The sequence below is a fragment of the Pseudomonas sp. SK2 genome (genome assembly GCF_016772395.1).
GTDB classification, from domain to species: domain Bacteria; phylum Pseudomonadota; class Gammaproteobacteria; order Pseudomonadales; family Pseudomonadaceae; genus Aquipseudomonas; species Aquipseudomonas taiwanensis.
In genome coordinates this window covers 4,143,114-4,159,915 of record NZ_CP061944.1, presented here as the reverse complement: position 1 = coordinate 4,159,915, position 16,802 = coordinate 4,143,114, and the positions used below count along the sequence as shown (strand labels likewise).

16 protein-coding genes are annotated in these 16,802 nt (G+C 62.6%); 10 read left to right on the top strand and 6 right to left on the bottom strand.

Going from position 1 to position 16,802, the window contains the following annotated elements; genetic code table 11:
- Positions 1 to 128: 128 nt before the first annotated feature.
- A complete protein-coding gene (locus tag IF103_RS18695) occupies positions 129 to 473 on the bottom strand; it encodes a hypothetical protein (protein ID WP_023382003.1) in 345 nt (114 codons plus the stop codon).
- Positions 474 to 644: 171 nt separating this feature from the next.
- On the opposite strand from IF103_RS18695, the gene ppc reads away from it, so the two are divergent.
- From ppc to IF103_RS18660, 7 genes are all read left to right on the top strand, one after another.
- Entirely contained in the window at positions 645 to 3,272 is a 2,628-nt protein-coding gene (gene ppc / locus IF103_RS18690; RefSeq protein ID WP_023382002.1) for a phosphoenolpyruvate carboxylase, read from the top strand.
- A 258-nt stretch (positions 3,273 to 3,530) separates the two neighbouring features.
- Positions 3,531 to 4,181 carry an adenylate kinase gene (adk, locus tag IF103_RS18685; RefSeq protein ID WP_023382001.1) on the top strand — a complete coding sequence of 217 codons (651 nt, stop codon included), beginning with the start codon at positions 3,531 to 3,533 and terminating at the stop codon, positions 4,179 to 4,181.
- A gap of 88 nt (positions 4,182 to 4,269) precedes the next feature.
- Positions 4,270 to 4,944: a tRNA (adenosine(37)-N6)-threonylcarbamoyltransferase complex dimerization subunit type 1 TsaB gene (gene tsaB, locus IF103_RS18680; protein ID WP_023382000.1), complete on the top strand. Its 675-nt coding sequence runs from the start codon at positions 4,270 to 4,272 to the stop codon at positions 4,942 to 4,944.
- 130 nt (positions 4,945 to 5,074) lie between these two features.
- Positions 5,075 to 5,359: a hypothetical protein gene (locus tag IF103_RS18675; protein ID WP_023381999.1), complete on the top strand. Its 285-nt coding sequence runs from the start codon at positions 5,075 to 5,077 to the stop codon at positions 5,357 to 5,359.
- A 3-nt stretch (positions 5,360 to 5,362) separates the two neighbouring features.
- Entirely contained in the window at positions 5,363 to 6,232 is an 870-nt protein-coding gene (locus tag IF103_RS18670; RefSeq protein ID WP_027906537.1) for a DUF72 domain-containing protein, read from the top strand.
- A 28-nt stretch (positions 6,233 to 6,260) separates the two neighbouring features.
- On the top strand, positions 6,261 to 7,091 hold the full coding sequence (locus IF103_RS18665) for an isocitrate lyase/PEP mutase family protein (protein WP_023381997.1): 831 nt from the start codon (positions 6,261 to 6,263) through the stop codon (positions 7,089 to 7,091).
- Positions 7,092 to 7,097: 6 nt separating this feature from the next.
- Entirely contained in the window at positions 7,098 to 7,787 is a 690-nt protein-coding gene (locus tag IF103_RS18660; protein WP_202675568.1) for an extensin-like domain-containing protein, read from the top strand.
- A gap of 2 nt (positions 7,788 to 7,789) precedes the next feature.
- Here IF103_RS18660 and IF103_RS18655 read toward each other — a convergent pair whose 3' ends face one another.
- Positions 7,790 to 8,410: a hypothetical protein gene (locus IF103_RS18655; RefSeq protein ID WP_027906536.1), complete on the bottom strand. Its 621-nt coding sequence runs from the start codon at positions 8,408 to 8,410 to the stop codon at positions 7,790 to 7,792.
- Between the two features lie 104 nt (positions 8,411 to 8,514).
- Here IF103_RS18655 and IF103_RS18650 point away from each other — a divergent pair, with 104 nt between their 5' ends.
- Positions 8,515 to 9,291, top strand: a complete 777-nt coding sequence (locus tag IF103_RS18650) for a class I SAM-dependent methyltransferase (protein WP_023381995.1) — start codon at positions 8,515 to 8,517, stop codon at positions 9,289 to 9,291.
- 39 nt (positions 9,292 to 9,330) lie between these two features.
- Here IF103_RS18650 and IF103_RS18645 read toward each other — a convergent pair whose 3' ends face one another.
- Both IF103_RS18645 and IF103_RS18640 read right to left on the bottom strand, forming a co-directional pair.
- Positions 9,331 to 10,314, bottom strand: coding sequence for an RHS repeat-associated core domain-containing protein (locus tag IF103_RS18645; RefSeq protein WP_202675566.1), 984 nt, complete (start codon positions 10,312 to 10,314; stop codon positions 9,331 to 9,333).
- A gap of 271 nt (positions 10,315 to 10,585) precedes the next feature.
- Positions 10,586 to 11,227 carry a TetR/AcrR family transcriptional regulator gene (locus IF103_RS18640; protein ID WP_023381993.1) on the bottom strand — a complete coding sequence of 214 codons (642 nt, stop codon included), beginning with the start codon at positions 11,225 to 11,227 and terminating at the stop codon, positions 10,586 to 10,588.
- 169 nt (positions 11,228 to 11,396) lie between these two features.
- Here IF103_RS18640 and IF103_RS18635 point away from each other — a divergent pair, with 169 nt between their 5' ends.
- The gene (locus IF103_RS18635; protein ID WP_023381992.1) at positions 11,397 to 12,497 is read left to right on the top strand and encodes an efflux RND transporter periplasmic adaptor subunit; all 1,101 of its coding nucleotides are present in this window, start codon (positions 11,397 to 11,399) and stop codon (positions 12,495 to 12,497) included.
- Between the two features lie 6 nt (positions 12,498 to 12,503).
- Positions 12,504 to 15,569, top strand: a complete 3,066-nt coding sequence (locus tag IF103_RS18630) for an efflux RND transporter permease subunit (protein ID WP_202675564.1) — start codon at positions 12,504 to 12,506, stop codon at positions 15,567 to 15,569.
- An 87-nt stretch (positions 15,570 to 15,656) separates the two neighbouring features.
- Here IF103_RS18630 and IF103_RS18625 read toward each other — a convergent pair whose 3' ends face one another.
- On the bottom strand, positions 15,657 to 16,346 hold the full coding sequence (locus tag IF103_RS18625; protein ID WP_023381990.1) for a DUF4197 domain-containing protein: 690 nt from the start codon (positions 16,344 to 16,346) through the stop codon (positions 15,657 to 15,659).
- A 32-nt stretch (positions 16,347 to 16,378) separates the two neighbouring features.
- Complete coding sequence (locus tag IF103_RS18620) at positions 16,379 to 16,777, bottom strand: YbaY family lipoprotein (RefSeq protein WP_023381989.1); 399 nt, start codon at positions 16,775 to 16,777, stop codon at positions 16,379 to 16,381.
- Positions 16,778 to 16,802 lie beyond the last annotated feature (25 nt).

The window sequence follows — 16,802 nt, the reverse complement described above, 5'->3', positions numbered from 1 at the left end:
TGACTTGGGCGTTTTTCGAATAGTTCAGAAAAAATCACCTCGCCCGCTCCTGCAGGCGAGGCAATGCAACTGCAGGAGCCGGCTTGCCGGCGAGAGAGGAGGGCAGGGAGAGGCCAGGGCCCGGAAGGTCAGTTCTTGCCGTCTTTGGCCAAGTCGCTGAGTGCGTGAAGATGATGGCGGGACAGTGCGAGGAAGCGTGGGGTCGGGCCTACGTCTTCGTACAGCGGGTCGCCTTGTTCGTCGGTGGAAATGACCCGCTGGCCCTTCACATAGGGGAGGCTGGCCTCCAGCTCCTCGAGTGCGGCGGCGACCAGCTCGCCGAGCAGTTCCTCGGCCGAGCGTTTGGGGTACATGTCGATCAGCGCAGCCAGACGCGCTTCGGACTCAAGGTCCAAGTGCAGTATGTGGGGCGTTGGGCTCAGGGCGCCTGCTGCATTCTGTTCCCAGTGCTGGACGAGTTCACGGATTTTCATGATCACCTCTTTCTATGCCTTGAAGGACGGCATTGCATCGGACGCTTTGCTCTAACTTTAGTTTGCTTTGCCCGATCGCGGCTTGCCATGGCAGCTCGGCTGTGGGCACTCTTGGTGCCTGTGCTGTTACCTGGGCGAGCGCGCGGGCGAGCCGCGCCAAAGAGAGGGCCAATGACTGATATCGATGTGCGCTTGCGTGAAGATGTCCATCTGTTGGGTGAGCTGCTTGGCGAGACCATTCGTCAGCAGCACGGCGAAGCGTTCTTGCAGAAGATCGAGGACATCCGCCACAGCGCCAAGGCCGATCGCCGCAGCGCTGGGGAGAAGTTGAGCTCGACCCTGGCGGACTTGGCCGACGAAGACCTGCTGCCTGTCGCTCGAGCGTTCAACCAGTTCCTCAACCTGGCCAACATGGCCGAGCAATATCAACTGATTCGACGCCGTGACGCTGACCAGCCAGAGCCGTTCGAGTCGCGCGTATTGCCAGAACTGCTGGCGCGCCTCAAACAGGCAGGGCACAGCAACGATGCGCTGGCCCGGCAACTGGCCAAGCTGGATATCCAACTGGTGCTCACCGCTCACCCGACCGAGGTTGCCAGGCGTACGCTGATTCAGAAGTACGATGCCATCGCCGGGCAATTGGCCGCCCAGGACCATCGGGACCTTATCCCGGCTGAGCGTCAACAGGTACGCGAGCGCTTGCGCAGGTTGATCGCTGAGGCCTGGCACACCGAAGAAATACGCCGCAGCCGGCCCACACCGGTGGATGAAGCCAAATGGGGCTTCGCGGTGATCGAACACTCCCTGTGGCAGGCCATTCCCAACCACTTGCGCAAAGTCGATAAAGCGCTGTTCGAGGCCACGGGCTTGCACTTACCACTGGAGGCGGCGCCGATCCGTTTCGCGTCCTGGATGGGCGGCGACCGGGATGGCAACCCCAACGTCACGGCCAGCGTTACCCGTGAAGTCTTGCTACTGGCTCGCTGGATGGCCGCCGACCTGTTCCTGCGCGACATCGATACCTTGGCCGCCGAACTTTCCATGCAGCAGGCCAGCGCTGCACTGCGTGAACAGGTCGGCGACAGCGCCGAGCCATACCGGGCCTTGCTCAAGCAGTTGCGCGACCGCCTGCGGGCGACCCGAGCCTGGGCCCAGGCCTCGCTGGCCAGCCCGCAGCCGATGCCTGCCGAAGTGCTGGTGGACAACCGCGACCTGATCGCACCGCTGGAACTGTGCTACCAGTCCCTGCATGCGTGCGGCATGGGTGTGATCGCCGACGGTCCGCTGCTCGACAGCCTGCGTCGGGCAGTGACCTTCGGCCTGTTCCTCGGCCGCCTGGACGTGCGCCAGGATGCTGCCCGGCATCGCGATGCGCTGTCGGAAATCACCGACTACCTGGGTCTGGGCAGTTACGCCGAGTGGGATGAAGACCGGCGGATCGAGTTCCTCCAGACCGAACTGAAAAACCGCCGGCCGCTGCTGCCGGCGCATTTCAAGCCCCAGGCCGACACCGCCGAGGTATTGGCCACGTGTCGGGAAGTCGCGGCGGCGCCCGCAGCTTCCTTGGGTTCCTATGTCATCTCCATGGCGGGAGCCGCCTCGGATGTGCTGGCCGTGCAATTGCTGCTCAAGGAAGCTGGCCTGACCCGACCGATGCGTGTGGTGCCGCTGTTCGAGACCCTCGCCGACCTGGATAACGCCGGCCCGGTGATGGAGCGGCTGCTGGGCCTGCCGGGCTATCGCGCCAGCCTGCGCGGCCCGCAGGAAGTGATGATCGGCTATTCCGACTCGGCCAAGGACGCGGGCACTACCGCAGCGGCCTGGGCTCAGTATCGCGCTCAGGAGAACCTGGTGCGTATCTGCCAAGAGCATCAGGTGGAACTGTTGTTGTTCCATGGCCGCGGTGGCACCGTAGGCCGTGGCGGTGGCCCGGCCCACGCGGCGATTCTGTCGCAGCCGCCAGGCTCGGTGGCGGGGCGGTTCCGCACCACTGAACAAGGCGAGATGATCCGTTTCAAGTTCGGTTTGCCAGGCATCGCCGAGCAGAACCTCAACCTTTACCTGGCCGCCGTGCTGGAGGCCACCTTGTTGCCGCCTCCGCCCCCTGAGCCGGCATGGCGCGAGGTGATGGACCAGTTGGCGGCCGATGGCCTCAAGGCTTATCGCGGGGTGGTGCGAGAGAACCCCGATTTCGTCGAATATTTCCGTCAGTCGACGCCAGAGCAGGAGCTGGGGCGCCTGCCGCTGGGCAGTCGCCCGGCCAAGCGCCGCGCCGGCGGTATAGAGAGCTTGCGCGCCATTCCGTGGATCTTCGGTTGGACCCAGACCCGCCTGATGCTGCCTGCCTGGCTGGGGTGGGAGACCGCGCTGACCAATGCCTTGAGCCGTGGCCAGGGCCCGCTGCTGGCGCAGATGCGCGAGCAATGGCCGTTCTTCCGCACCCGTATCGACATGCTGGAGATGGTGTTGGCCAAGGCCGACGCGCAAATTGCCGAGGCCTACGACGAACGTCTAGTGCAACCGCACCTGCTTCCTTTAGGTGCGCACCTGCGCGACCTATTGTCGCAGTCATGCCGGGTCGTACTGGGTTTGACCGGGCAACCGGTGCTACTGGCACACAGCCCCGAGACCCTGGAATTCATCAGCCTGCGCAATACCTACCTGGACCCGCTGCACCGCCTTCAGGCGGAGTTGCTGGCCCGATCGCGCAGCCGTGAAGCCGCTCTGGACAGCCCGTTGGAGCAGGCCTTGCTAGTGACTGTGGCGGGTATCGCCGCGGGCTTGCGCAACACCGGTTGAGGTCTGCAAGCGGCCGTCATGCCCGGGTTACGCCAAGGGGGCATGGCCGGGTGAGGAGGGTGGTTGCGCCGAGCGCAACCGCCTCTTGGGCAGGTCGTACATGGCGCAATCCTGAAACTTTGGGACGCTTGTCTGGCTGCCGGGCGCTGTGTATCTTGAGCAGCCTTTTGACCGATTTCTGGTCAATACCCGATTTTCCGGACTTGGCCCTGGTCGCCGAATCCATTGAATTGCATAGAAAAATATGAGGAGCACAAGATGCGCGTAATTCTGCTGGGAGCTCCCGGGGCCGGTAAAGGTACTCAGGCAAAGTTCATCACCGAGAAGTTCGGTATTCCACAGATCTCCACCGGTGACATGCTGCGTGCCGCCGTCAAGGCCGGTACCCCGCTGGGCCTGGAGCTCAAGAAAGTCATGGATGCCGGCCAGCTGGTCTCCGACGAGCTGATCATCAGCCTGGTCAAGGAGCGCATCGCCCAGCCTGATTGCGCCAAGGGCTGCCTGTTCGACGGTTTCCCGCGCACCATCCCGCAGGCTGAAGCCATGGTTGCCGCCGGTGTCGATATCGACGCCGTGGTTGAAATCGCCGTGGACGACGAAGAAATCGTTGGCCGCATGGCCGGTCGCCGCGTGCACCTGGCTTCGGGCCGCACCTACCACATTCAGTACAACCCGCCGAAAGTGGAAGGCAAGGACGACGTCACTGGCGAAGACCTGATCCAGCGCGACGACGACAAGGAAGAAACCGTGCGTCACCGCCTGTCCGTCTACCACAGCCAGACCAAGCCGCTGGTGGACTTCTACCAGAAGCTGTCGGCCGCCCACAACGGCAAGCCGAAGTACAGCCACATCGAAGGCGTTGGTTCGGTCGAGTCGATCACCGCCAAGGTGCTGGCAGCGCTGAGCTGATCCATCACCGTGCGTCACGACGGCCCGCTTGCGGGCCGTTGTCGTTTATACTGCCGCTCTTTTTCCCCGTTGCCTGGAAACCTGTTCGATGACCACCTTGCTGGCCCTGGATACCGCCACCGAAGCCTGTTCCGTTGCATTGCTGCATGACGGCAAGGTCACCAGCCACTATGAAGTCATCCCCCGCATGCACGCGCAGAAACTGCTGCCGATGATCAAGCAGTTGCTGGCTGAGTCAGGCGTTGCGCTCAATGCTCTGGATGCCATCGCCTTCGGTCGCGGTCCAGGTGCCTTCACCGGTGTGCGCATCGCCATTGGCGTCGTGCAGGGCCTTGCATTTGCCCTGGAGCGCCCGGTATTGCCGGTCTCCAACCTGGCCGCATTGGCCCAGGGCGCTCTGCGCGAGCGCCGTGTGCAGCAAGTGGCAGCCGCCATCGATGCGCGCATGGACGAAGTGTACTGGGGTTGCTACCAGGCCGAGGCCGGCGAAATGCGCCTGGTTGGCCAGGAAGCGGTACTGCCGCCAGAGCGCGTGAGCTTGCCTGAGGGGAGCCGTGACGAATGGTTCGGCGCAGGTACCGGGTGGGGCTACGCCGAGCGCCTGGCCGTACCGGTCAGCGCCAGCGACGCAGGCGCATTGCCCCATGCATTGGATATTCTGAGCCTTGCCGGTTACGCCTGGGCGCGTGGCGAGGCCATCGCCGCCGAGCAGGCGCAACCGGTCTACTTGCGCGATAATGTGGCTACGCCAAAGGCACGTTGACGGTCGTTCGTCGGTTATCGCGGTTGTCGATAAACCTTTTGTGCGAACTGTGGTCCAGTTATCACTCGAGCATTAGCGATGGATCCCTGATGCTGCTAAATTGCCATCATTGGTCCTGAGTGCTCACTCCATGCGTATCGACGGTTTCTCATCGCAGTCCTATCCGATCAAGCGTGCACCGCGCAAGGCTCCGGTACGCGATGAATCTGTCGACGATGCCGAAGTGATCGAGGAGGCCGTTGACGAGCAGGCGGCCGCACCTCGACGCAATGGCGGCTTGCCCGCCCGTCAACAAGACCTGATCTTCCCCCGTGCCCGAGACCGCCGAACCGCCACTGCGCTGGCCAGTTACCTCAGCACCGCCGGTTTTACCGATTGGGACATGGAAGTACTTGGGCTCGACCTGTACATTTGAGGGATGACGCCCTCACCCCTGCCTTATTTTCTCGGTTGTCCGTCCTGGAGCGAAAACGCCTGGCGCGACTACCTGTATCCCGCCGATGCCAGCAGCGCTGAAATGCTTGGCTACTACAGCCAAGTGTTCAACGCCGTCGAAGGCAACACCACGTTCTATGCTCGCCCTGCGCCCAGCACCCTTGCCCGCTGGGCGCAGGTCATGCCTGAGCACTTTCGTTTCACCGCCAAGTTTCCCAGGGATATCAGCCACGAGGGTGACCTGCGTGACCAGCTCGAGCCTGCCTTGGATTTCACCCGCCTGATGGCTCCGCTGGGCCAGCGCGTATCGCCGTACTGGCTGCAGTTACCAGCCCAGTTCAGCCCCGCGCGGTTGGGCGAGCTGTGCTATTTCCTCGACGAGATTGGCGTACCGGTAGCTGTCGAGGTGCGCAACCTGGCGTTCTTCGCCAAGGGCGAGGAGGAACGGCTGCTCAACCGGCTGTTGCACGAACGTAGTGTCGAGCGCATCTGCCTCGATCCCCGTGCGCTGTTCAGCTGCAACTCCCGTGACCCTGCCGTACTGCACGCGCAGTCGAAAAAGCCCAAGGTGCCGCCACGCCCTGCTGCCTTCAGCCAGCACCCGCAGGTGCGTTTCATCGGCCATCCCCAGCTTGAGGCCAACGAAACGTTCCTTACCCCTTGGGTGGACAAGGTCGCGGTGTGGATCGAGCAAGGGCGCATGCCTTATGTGTTCCTGCACACCTCCGACAATCGCTTGGCCGCGGCGCTGGCGCAACGGTTTCACCAACGGCTGATGGCGCGCCTGCCCGGCCTGCCCGCCTTGCCGGAATTGCCGCGCGCCCCCGAGGTCGAACAACTGGGGCTACTCTGATCACTCGCCGACCCCGGAGGTTATGACCATGGATGTACAGACCCTACGAGCCGAGGCCTTCAAGGCACTGCACGAGCGTGACGGCGCCTTCGTCATCCCTAACCCGTGGGATGCTGGATCCGCCAAGCTGCTGGCCAGCCTTGGCTTCGAGGCATTGGCCACTACCAGTGCGGGCCTGGCCTTCAGCCTGGGGCGACCGGATGCCGAAGGCGCCTTGAGCCTGGATGAGACGCTGGACAACGCCGGTGTGATCGTCGATGCGACGCCTTTGCCGGTGGCCGCCGACTTGGAAAACGGCTTCGGCGATCTGCCCGAGCAGTGTGCCCAGACTATCCTGCGTGCCGCCGAAACAGGTTTGGTCGGTGGTTCGATCGAGGATGCCACTGGCCATGCCGATGCGCCGATCTACGACTTCGAGCTGGCTGTGGCGCGGGTGCGCGCCGCGGTGCAGGCTGCCCGCAGCCTGCCATTCCCCTTCACCCTGTGCGCCCGGGCGGAAAACCTGCTGCACGGGCGCCTGGATCTGGATGACACCGTCCGGCGTCTGCAGGCCTTTGCCGAGGCGGGAGCCGATGTGCTCTATGCGCCGGGACTGCGCACTGTCGATGAAGTGCGTGCCGTGGTACAGGCGGTGGCGCCGAAGCCAGTCAATGTGCTGATGGGGCTGGCGGGTGTGCCGCTGAGCGTCAATCAGCTGCAGGACTTGGGCGTGCGTCGCATCAGCGTTGGCTCGTCACTGGCCCGCGCGGCGCTGGGCGCATTGCAGCGCGCAGCGCTGGAGATTCGCGAGCAAGGCACTTTCAGCTACGGCGAGCAGGCCTTGTCGTTCGCCCAGCTCAACGACCTGTTCCGCCGCTGAGGCGCCATGCGCGCATTGGGGCTGCTGTGCGGCTTGCTGCTGTTGGCGGCGGGCCTCGCCTGGCAGTACGGCTGGCGCCTGCCTGATGCCTGGAACCCCTGGGCTGCGCTGGATGTGCGTCAACCGCCGAACCTGCTGACAGCCTATAAGTTGTCACGCCTGCGCAACGACCGCCGCTTATGCCGCCAAGCGCTGGAGATCTCTGGCTTGCGCTATCGGGCGCAAGCCGACAGCCCGGCGTCGGCCAAATGCCCGCTACAGAACGTGTGGCGCATCGAGCAAGGACAAGCCCACCTGAGCAGTAGTTTCCTTGCCAGCTGCCCGTTGGCGGTGGCTTACGCGCTGTTCGAGCGCCATGGGCTGCAACCGGCTGCGCAGCGGGTGTTCGGCCAGTCGGTGGTTCGAGTGGAGCACCTTGGCAGCTTCGCTTGCCGCAATGTCTACAACCGCGAACAGGGCCGCCTGAGCCAGCATGCGACGGCCAATGCCCTGGATATCAGCGGTTTTCGCCTACAGGACGGCCAGCGCATCCTGCTGGCGCGAGACTGGCAGGCGGGCGGGCAGAAGAGGGCGTTCCTGGGTCTGGTGCGACAAGCGGCGTGTGACAGTTTCAACACGGTGCTCGGGCCAGACTACAACGCTGCCCACCACAACCACTTTCATCTCGATATGGGGCGCTGGCAGATCTGCCGTTGATTTCAGGCCTGGGCGCGAACGTTGTTCAGCACCACCGGGCGCGCCCAGTGGATATCGAATTCCAGGTCGTTCTGCTGCTGGGCCATGGTTGCATCGTCGTACGGGGTCGGCGCAGGGTCGAGCAGGTCCATCTCGAACTCGGCGATTGGCAGGTGCAGCGGGCGCGGCGAGGGCGCAGGGCCTGGCGCTGGGAGAGGGTGGCCCTGGCTCATGACGATAGGGCGCAGCCAGTTGTTGCTGACGTCGAGCTGGCGCTGCTGCTGGATCATTTCGGCGACGCTGAAAGGCTCCGGAGCTGGCTCCAGCAAATGGGCCTCGAGCTCTGCCTTGGGCAGGAACAGCGGCTCGGGCGGCGCGACGATGGTGTCCTGCACCGGGCAGGCGCGCTGGGTTTCGATCAGCGCCAGGGCCTTGGCCCCGCCAATCGGCTCACCGCTGTCTTTGTCGTACTGCACCCACGCCTGGCTGACGCTGTCGGGCTCTTCGGCCTGCTGTTCGGCCATCGCGCGGGCGAAGAAGTCCTGCCACAGGTGGCTGACGCCTCCGAGTGCCTGGGTATTCTGTCGACCGTAGTTGCCGACAGGCGACAGGTAGGTCAAGCCGATGGGAAGAGTATCTGACATGGCAGTCGCGCGCGTTGTGCTCTGGCAGAATAGCGGGATATTGCCTGTATCGGCCGAAGGTGCCGATTCATTAAGGGCTTGGTTTGATTTTTTAGGTGTGGACGATGCAAGAGCAAGGTGCGGGGATCAGGGTCGAAGCGATGTCGGTTGAATATGCGGAGCAGGCCGTGGCGTGGGCCGAGCGCCTGGGGCTGCCGCTGTCTGACGATGGCGCAGGCTTTGCCGTGCAGGTGGGCGCCGATGGCTTGCAGATCCAGCAGTTGGGCGCGCAGGCGCCAGGGCCGGTGCGGGTGGATTTCGTGGAAGGCCAGGCCGCGCACCGGCGCCTGTTCGGCGGTGGCAACGGGCAAATGATCGCCAAGGCCGTGGGCATTGCCCAGGGTGTGCGCCCGCAGGTGCTCGACTGCACGGCGGGCCTGGGCAAGGATGCGTTCGTGCTGGCCAGCCTGGGTTGCCAGATGACGCTGATCGAGCGCCAGCCGCTGATTGCCGCATTGCTGGAGGATGGCCTGGCACGGGCTCGCGCGGATGAAGAAGTGGGGCCGATTGTAGGGCGCATGCGCTTGCTGACCGGTAATGCCATCGAGCACATGCGCGCCTGGGAGGGCGAGCCGCCACAAGTAATCTACCTCGACCCGATGTTCCCGCACCGGGACAAGAGCGCGCTGGTGAAGAAGGAAATGCGCGTGTTCCGGCCGTTGGTGGGTGACGATCTGGATGCGCCGGCATTGTTGGAAGCGGCCCTTGCGCTGGCCAGCCACCGGGTGGTGGTGAAGCGACCGCGCAAGGCGCCAATCATCGAGGGGCCGAAGCCGAGCCATAGCCTTGAGGGCAAGTCGAGCCGGTATGATATTTATCCGAAGAAGGCGTTGAGAGTCTGATCACAACTGCGAAATCATCTTGTCAGTCTTGCCTCAAGGCTAATCCGGGGTACTGCGGAGTCTGTCTACTTCCTTGTCGATGAAATTACCTGTGTAAGCAAGGAAAGTTTTCGATGGTGGCCTGATTTTCGGGAGCGAATTGGACGGCACACCTGGCATGCTGGAGGAGGTAGGGGCGGTAGGGGCGGTAGGGGCGGTAGGGGCGACGTCGCTCCTGCCTGCAGCTTTTACTTTTTCAGATCTTTCCAGTAGACCTTCCCAGGATGTTGAGTATGTCGAGCTGATAGAGTCCCTGCGGTTTACCGAGCCGATGTATCGCGTTTTCCCGTCGATATTTACACGCTCAAGGCGCGTTAATAGGGAATCTTGGAGGGTGGCCGCGAGAATTCTTTCTTCACCCCTGTCTCTTAATTCGCGGTAGTGGGCTTTTGTCTCCTTCGTCCCTTTAACTATTTGGGCCGCAATGTGTTTTTTAAGTATTTTGTATTCTCGGGATGTGAGGTTGGGCGTTTCCTGATGCAAGCGAGAATAGATTTTATTTACGCTGTATCCTCCGGTTATGAATTTTACTATCGAATACATACCGCTAGGATCCGATCTGTTAATAGGGTCATTGGTGCAGTAAGCGTAAGCGTTGATCCCCCCCTTTTCAAATGGCGACAAGCTGTCTGGACTGTGAAAGCGCATCAGTCTTGGATCGAACAGGCGGTGACCATTACCCAGCAAGTAACCTGTGGAAGAGGGTAGCCAGCTCTGGCCTGTGAATCGAGATAACAATGGATGGGTAGGTGGGCAACTGTCATTGCCGTAAGGACTGTAGGTAATGGTCGTTTGGCTTTCTGAAACGGTGTTGACTGTTGACTCTTGTGCGTCGGTGGCCAAGAGGCGCGCTTGCGAAGATAGACTTGTCGTTTCGCTTAGGTTCTGGTTATTGGCGCTGAACAATGCATGGTAAGCACTGCTCGTATGCAAAGTCGAAAGTTTATTGCCCTTGTAAAATAACTTCAGTGTTCGCGTTGGCATGGTGGGCGCGCTCATAGTCGTGGATTAGATACGAGCTTGCTGGGAGAGTACTTGGCTGACTACTGGCAAAAATGCTAGGTAGACGTATTGGTTGAACAGGCTCAGGCTTATTGGCGAGCGTGGTCTGTGTCGGAGCGGCCTTGTGTCGCGATAGGGCTGCAAGGCAGCCCCGGGATTTCAGCGGTGTCGCAAGTATTGTCGGGGCCGCTTTGCGGCCCTATCGCGACATAAGGCCACTCCTACAGGGGGCGCATGCCAGATGGCTGATGTTTCAGGGCTTGAACGCCCGCAAGAACACCCCCACCACCTCCCGCACGTGAGCCTCGGCCTCTTCACCTTCCAGCGGCCCCGCACACCCCAGCAGCAGCCGATAATCCGGTGCGCCTTTCACCAGGCAAAAGAAGTGCTCCGCCGCCCGCAGCGGATTGTCGATGCGCAGCAGCCCGCGTTCATGCGCCCCGCGCAGCAGCGCTTCCATCCCCGCCAGCACACGCTTGGGCCCGGCTTCGTAGAAATACTCGCCGAAACTCGGGTCCAGGCTGCCCTGGGCCATGATCAGGCGGCTGAGCTTGACCGCTTCGTCACTGCTGATCAGTGCCTGGAAGCCACGGGCAATGTTCAGTAGCACCTCTTCCACGGGCACACCTTCAGGGTACTCGAACAGCAGGTCGGGCAGTTGGATCTGGCAGGTGGCCATTACCGCAGAGCAGAACAGCGTCTGCTTGTCCTGGAAGTGGCTGTAGACCGTGAGTTTTGAAACACCTGCCGCCGCAGCGACCGCATCCATGCTGGTGTTGGCATAGCCAAGGCTGAGGAACAGCGACTTGGCCGCTTCGAGGATGGCCTCGCGCTTGGCCAGGTCCTTCGGCCGGCCCGGGCCAATGGTTGCGTCGTTGGGCATTGGAGTCCGCATCTGGTGGAAAAGTCGACCATCTTACCGGTTCGGACGGCATCCGGCTGCAAGGTCAGACCAATCGTTAATGTTGATTTTCTTTCCAGCACCCGCTTCCCGGCGCGGGTGGCCTGATTTAATATACTCGTCAGTATAAATATTCGATGTGCACTTCGCGAAAGGATTCATCATGTTGCGTCATGCCTTGTCCCTCGCCTTGCCCGCCGTCGCCGCGTTGTTGTTGGCGGCGTGTGGCCAGGAAGCCGCTTCACCAGCCGCGCCTCGTCCGGCTCTGGTGGTGCAACCGCAACCCGCGCAAGCCGCTGCCGACAGCTTCCCCGGCGAAGTGCGTGCACGCCTGGAGCCCGAGCTGGCGTTTCGTATCGGCGGCAAGGTCAGCAAACGTTTGGTCGAGGAAGGGCAGCGGGTCAAGGCCGACCAGCCGCTGGCCGAACTCGACCCACAGGACGTGCGCCTGCAACTGGAAGCCAACCGTGCCCAGTTGGCGGCAGCCGAGGCCAACCTGTCGCTGGTCCGAGCCGAACGTGATCGTTACCAGAAGCTGCTGGACCGGCAGATGGTCAGCCATTCCCAGTACGACAATGCCGAAAACCTCTATCGGGCTGGTCTGGCGCGGCTCAAGCAGGCCAAGGCCCAGTTCGAGGTGGCGGGTAACCAGGCCGAGTACGCGGTACTGCGCGCGCCACAGGCAGGAGTGATCGCCAAACGCCAAGTTGAGGTTGGCCAGGTGGTAGCAGCCGGCCAGACGGTGTTCACCCTCGCCGCCGACGGTGAGCGTGAAGTGGCCATCGGCCTGCCGGAGCAACAGTTTGCCCGCTTCAGCGTGGGGCAAAGCGTGAGCATCGAGCTGTGGTCGCACCCCAATCAACGGTTCGAAGGACGCATTCGTGAGTTGTCACCCGCCGCCGATCCGCGCTCGCGTACCTTCGCGGCACGTATTGCGTTCGCCTCCTCGCAAACACCGGCCGAGCTGGGTCAGAGTGCCCGGGTGTTCATCGCCCACGACGGTCTGATCCCGTTGTCGGTGCCCCTCTCGGCAGTGACGGCAGAGAACGGCCAGGCCTATGTCTGGCGGGTTACCCAGGACAGCCGACTGGAACGGGCTGCCGTGCGTCTTGGGGCTTACGGCAGTGACACTGTGCCAGTGCTCGAAGGCCTCAACCCTGGCGACTGGGTGGTCGCCGCCGGCGGCCATGTGCTGCGCGAAGGGCAGGAGGTGCGGCCTGTGGATCGCACCAACCGTGTGGTGAACCTGACGGCCAAGGAGTAAGTCCCGATGGGTTTCAACCTTTCCGCATGGGCGCTGCGTAACCGCCAGATCGTGCTGTTCCTGATGATATTGTTGGCCGCCATTGGTGCCATGTCCTACACCAAGCTGGGGCAGAGCGAGGACCCACCGTTCACCTTCAAGGCCATGGTCATCCGCACCCTCTGGCCCGGCGCCACGGCCGAGGAAGTATCGCGGCAGGTCACCGAGCGCATCGAGAAAAAGCTCATGGAAACCGGTGAGTACGAGCGGATCGTCTCGTTCTCCCGCCCTGGCGAGTCCCAGGTGACCTTCATGGCCCGTGACGCGTTGCACTCCAAGGACATCCCCGAGCTGTGGTACCAGATCCGCAAGAAAGTCGCGGACATCCGCCACACCTTGCCGCCCGAAATTCAAGGGCCGTTCTTCAACGATGAATTCGGCACGACCTTCGGCAATATCTACGCGCTCACCGGCAAAGGCTTTGATTACGCCGTGCTCAAGGATTACGCCGACCGTATCCAGATCCAGCTGCAGCGGGTGAAGGATGTGGGCAAGGTCGAGTTGATCGGCCTGCAGGACGAGAAAATCTGGATCGAACTGTCCAACCTCAAGCTGGCGACCCTCGGTGTGCCGCTGGAGGCCGTGCAGCAAGCTCTCCGCGAGCAGAACGCGGTCAGCACGGCTGGCTTCTTCGAAACCCCTAGCGAGCGCTTGCAACTGCGGGTGAGCGGGCGTTTCGACAGTGTCGACCAGATTCGTCAGTTCCCTATTCGAGTGGGGGATCGCACCTTCCGTATCGGTGATGTCGCCGATGTGCACCGTGGCTTCAACGACCCGCCCGCGCCGCGCATGCGCTTCATGGGCGAGGATGCCATTGGCCTGGCGGTATCGATGAAGGACGGGGGCGATATCCTGGTGTTGGGCAAGGCGCTTGAGGGCGAATTCGAGCGCCTGGCTCGAGGCCTGCCGGCCGGCATGGAGCTGCGCAAGGTTTCGGACCAACCGGCGGCGGTAAAGGCTGGGGTCGGCGAGTTCGTGCAGGTGCTGGTGGAAGCCCTGGCCATCGTGCTGCTGGTAAGTTTCTTCTCCCTGGGCCTGCGCACCGGCCTGGTGGTGGCCCTGGCCATTCCACTGGTGTTGGCAATGACCTTCGCCGCGATGCACTACTTCGGCATCGGCCTGCACAAGATCTCGCTCGGCGCACTGGTGCTGGCCCTGGGCCTGCTGGTCGATGACGCCATCATTGCCGTGGAGATGATGGCGATCAAGATGGAGCAGGGCTATGACCGGCTCAAGGCGGCCAGTTACGCCTGGAGCAGCACGGCATTCCCGATGCTCACCGGGACCCTGATCACCGCTGCAGGTTTCCTGCCGATTGCCACGGCGGCCTCCAGCACCGGCGAATATACCCGTTCGATCTTCCAGGTGGTGACCATTGCCCTGCTGACCTCATGGGTGGCGGCCGTGGTGTTCGTGCCCTACCTGGGTGAACGGCTGCTGCCAGACCTGGCCAAACTGCATGCCGCACGGCACGGCAAGGACGGCCACGCGCCAGACCCCTACGCCACACCTTTCTACCAACGGGTACGGCGCGTGGTGGAGTGGTGCGTGCGGCGTCGCAAGACGGTGATCCTGCTGACCATCGCCGCTTTCGTCGGCAGCATCCTGCTGTTCCGCTTCGTTCCCCAGCAGTTCTTCCCAGCCTCGGGTCGTCCCGAGCTCATGGTCGACCTGAAGCTGGCCGAAGGCGCGTCGTTGAGCAATACCGCCGAGCGGGTCAAGCAACTGGAAGCGCTGCTCAGGCAGCAGGACGGCATCGACAACTACGTGGCATACGTGGGCACCGGCTCGCCACGCTTCTACCTGCCACTGGACCAGCAGTTGCCCGCCGCCAGCTTTGCCCAGTTCGTGGTGCTGGCCAAGTCGATGGAGGACCGCGAGCGCCTGCGCAGTTGGCTGATCGCCACCATGGACCAGCAGTTCCCCGACCTGCGCGCCCGTGTCACGCGCCTGGAAAATGGTCCGCCCGTGGGCTATCCGGTGCAGTTCAGGGTCACCGGCGAGCACATCGAGAAGGCCCGCGCCCTGGCCCGCGAGGTGGCCGAAAAAGTGCGTGAGAACCCTCATGTGGTGAACGTGCACCTGGACTGGGAGGAGCCGAGCAAGGCGGTGTTCCTGGAAATCGATCAGGATCGTGCGCGAGCCCTCGGCGTGAGCACCTCGCATCTGTCGAGCTTCCTGCAAAGCTCGCTCACCGGCACTTCGGTGAGCCAGTACCGTGAAGACAACGAGCTGATCGAGATCCTGCTGCGCGGTACCCCGCAGGAACGCAGCCAGTTGGGCAACCTCGGCAGCCTGGCGTTACCCACCGACAACGGCCAGAGCGTTGCGCTCTCGCAGGTCGCGACCCTGGAGTATGGTTTCGAGGAAGGCATCATCTGGCACCGCAACCGCCTGCCGACCGTCACCGTGCGTGCGGACATCTACGACAACGAACAACCGGCAACGCTGGTGCGGCAGATCGAGCCGACCTTGAAAGACATCAGGGCCAAGCTGCCGGACGGCTATTTGCTGGAGGTTGGCGGTACGGTGGAGGACTCCGAGCGCGGTCAGAAGTCGGTGAACGCCGGCATGCCGTTGTTCATCGTGGTGGTGTTGAGCTTGCTGATGATCCAGTTACGCAGCTTCTCGCGCACGTTGATGGTATTCCTCACCGCGCCGTTGGGGCTGATTGGCGTGACCTTGTTCCTGTTGGTGTTCCGCCAGCCGTTTGGCTTCGTCGCCATGCTCGGCACCATTGCCCTGGCAGGGATGATCATGCGCAACTCGGTAATCCTGGTGGACCAGATCGAACAGGACATCGCGGCGGGTATGGAGCGTTGGCAAGCGATCATCGAGGCCACGGTACGACGGTTCCGGCCCATCGTGCTGACTGCGTTGGCGGCGGTACTGGCAATGATTCCGCTGTCGCGCAGCGTGTTCTACGGACCGATGGCGGTGGCGATCATGGGGGGGTTGATCGTTGCGACCGTTTTGACGCTGCTGTTCCTGCCGGCGTTGTATGCGGCTTGGTTCAGGGTGAAGAAGGGCTGAGGAGCGTGAGGAGGGCGTTGCCCTCCTTTCGCCGGCAAGCCGGCACCTACGCACGCGGTTGTAGGGGCCGACTTGCGCGATCAGGCCTCAGAGGGCGCCGAACACCTTCTTGGCCAGGCTGGTAGCGGCCTCGGCCGGGTTCTGGCGAATGCTCTGCTCTTGCTTGCCAATCATTTCGAACAGGCCATCCAGTGCCTTCTCGGTCACGTAGTTCTCGATGCTTGCGCTCTTGGCATCGACCACGCCCAACGCCACGGCTTGGCCGGCGAAGTTGTTGTACTGCTGGGCCAGGCCAACCTTGTCGGTCGCCTGCTTGACGATCGGCAGGAACTTGGCGCGAATCTGTTCGCGGCTGCTCTTGTTCAGGTACTGGGTCGCCGAATCGTCACCCCCGCTGAGGATGCCCTTGGCGTCCGTCACGCTCATGTTCTTCACCGCATCGACCAGAATCGCCTGGGCTTGCGGCACGGCAGCTTCAGCGGCTTTGTTCATGCTGTTTTCCAGGGCTTCGACCTGTTCACCCTTGCCGAACATTTTCATCGCCTTGGCAGCCTTGCCCAGGTTGCCCGGCAGTTCGATGCGCACATCCGGGTTGTTGCTGAACCCGCCTGGGGTGCTCAGTTGCTTGACGGCGAGTTGGGCGCCCTGGGTCAGGGCATCTTTCAGACCGCCAGTGGCGTCTTTCTGGCTCAGGTCGCCGAGCGACAGGGCCAGGGCGCTGGCCGACAGCAGCAGGCCGGCGCACAGGGTAGTGAAGCGCAGGGAGGCGCGAATCATGAGTATTTCCTTATCAACGAAAATGTACAGGCTCAGCGAACCGGATCGACCTTGATGCGTACCGGCTGCTGGTCACTGCCATCGAGTTTAACGCCGTGGTGTTCGGTGTTGATGAACAACAGTTTGCCGTTCAGTTCGATGCGGGCGCTGACCGCGTAACGGTGGCCGGGCTTGACGTGGGCCGGGTCATAGCTGAGACGGAACGGCAGCGGCACGTTGCCTTTGACCGGCCCGGCCTGGCTGGCCAGGGTGACCGCTGGCGCGTCCATCAAAGAAACGTCCTGCAGGCTCACGCTCAAGGTGGCTGTCGGTGGCAGGGCCATGCGCTGCAAGTAGAAGACTTCGCCCTCCAGGCTGGCCTGGTTGGACGGGGTGTGGCTGGAGCAGGCTGCGAGCAGGGATGCGCAACACAGCATAAAGAGTTTTTTCATGGAATCTCCGGTGTCCTTGGAGCTG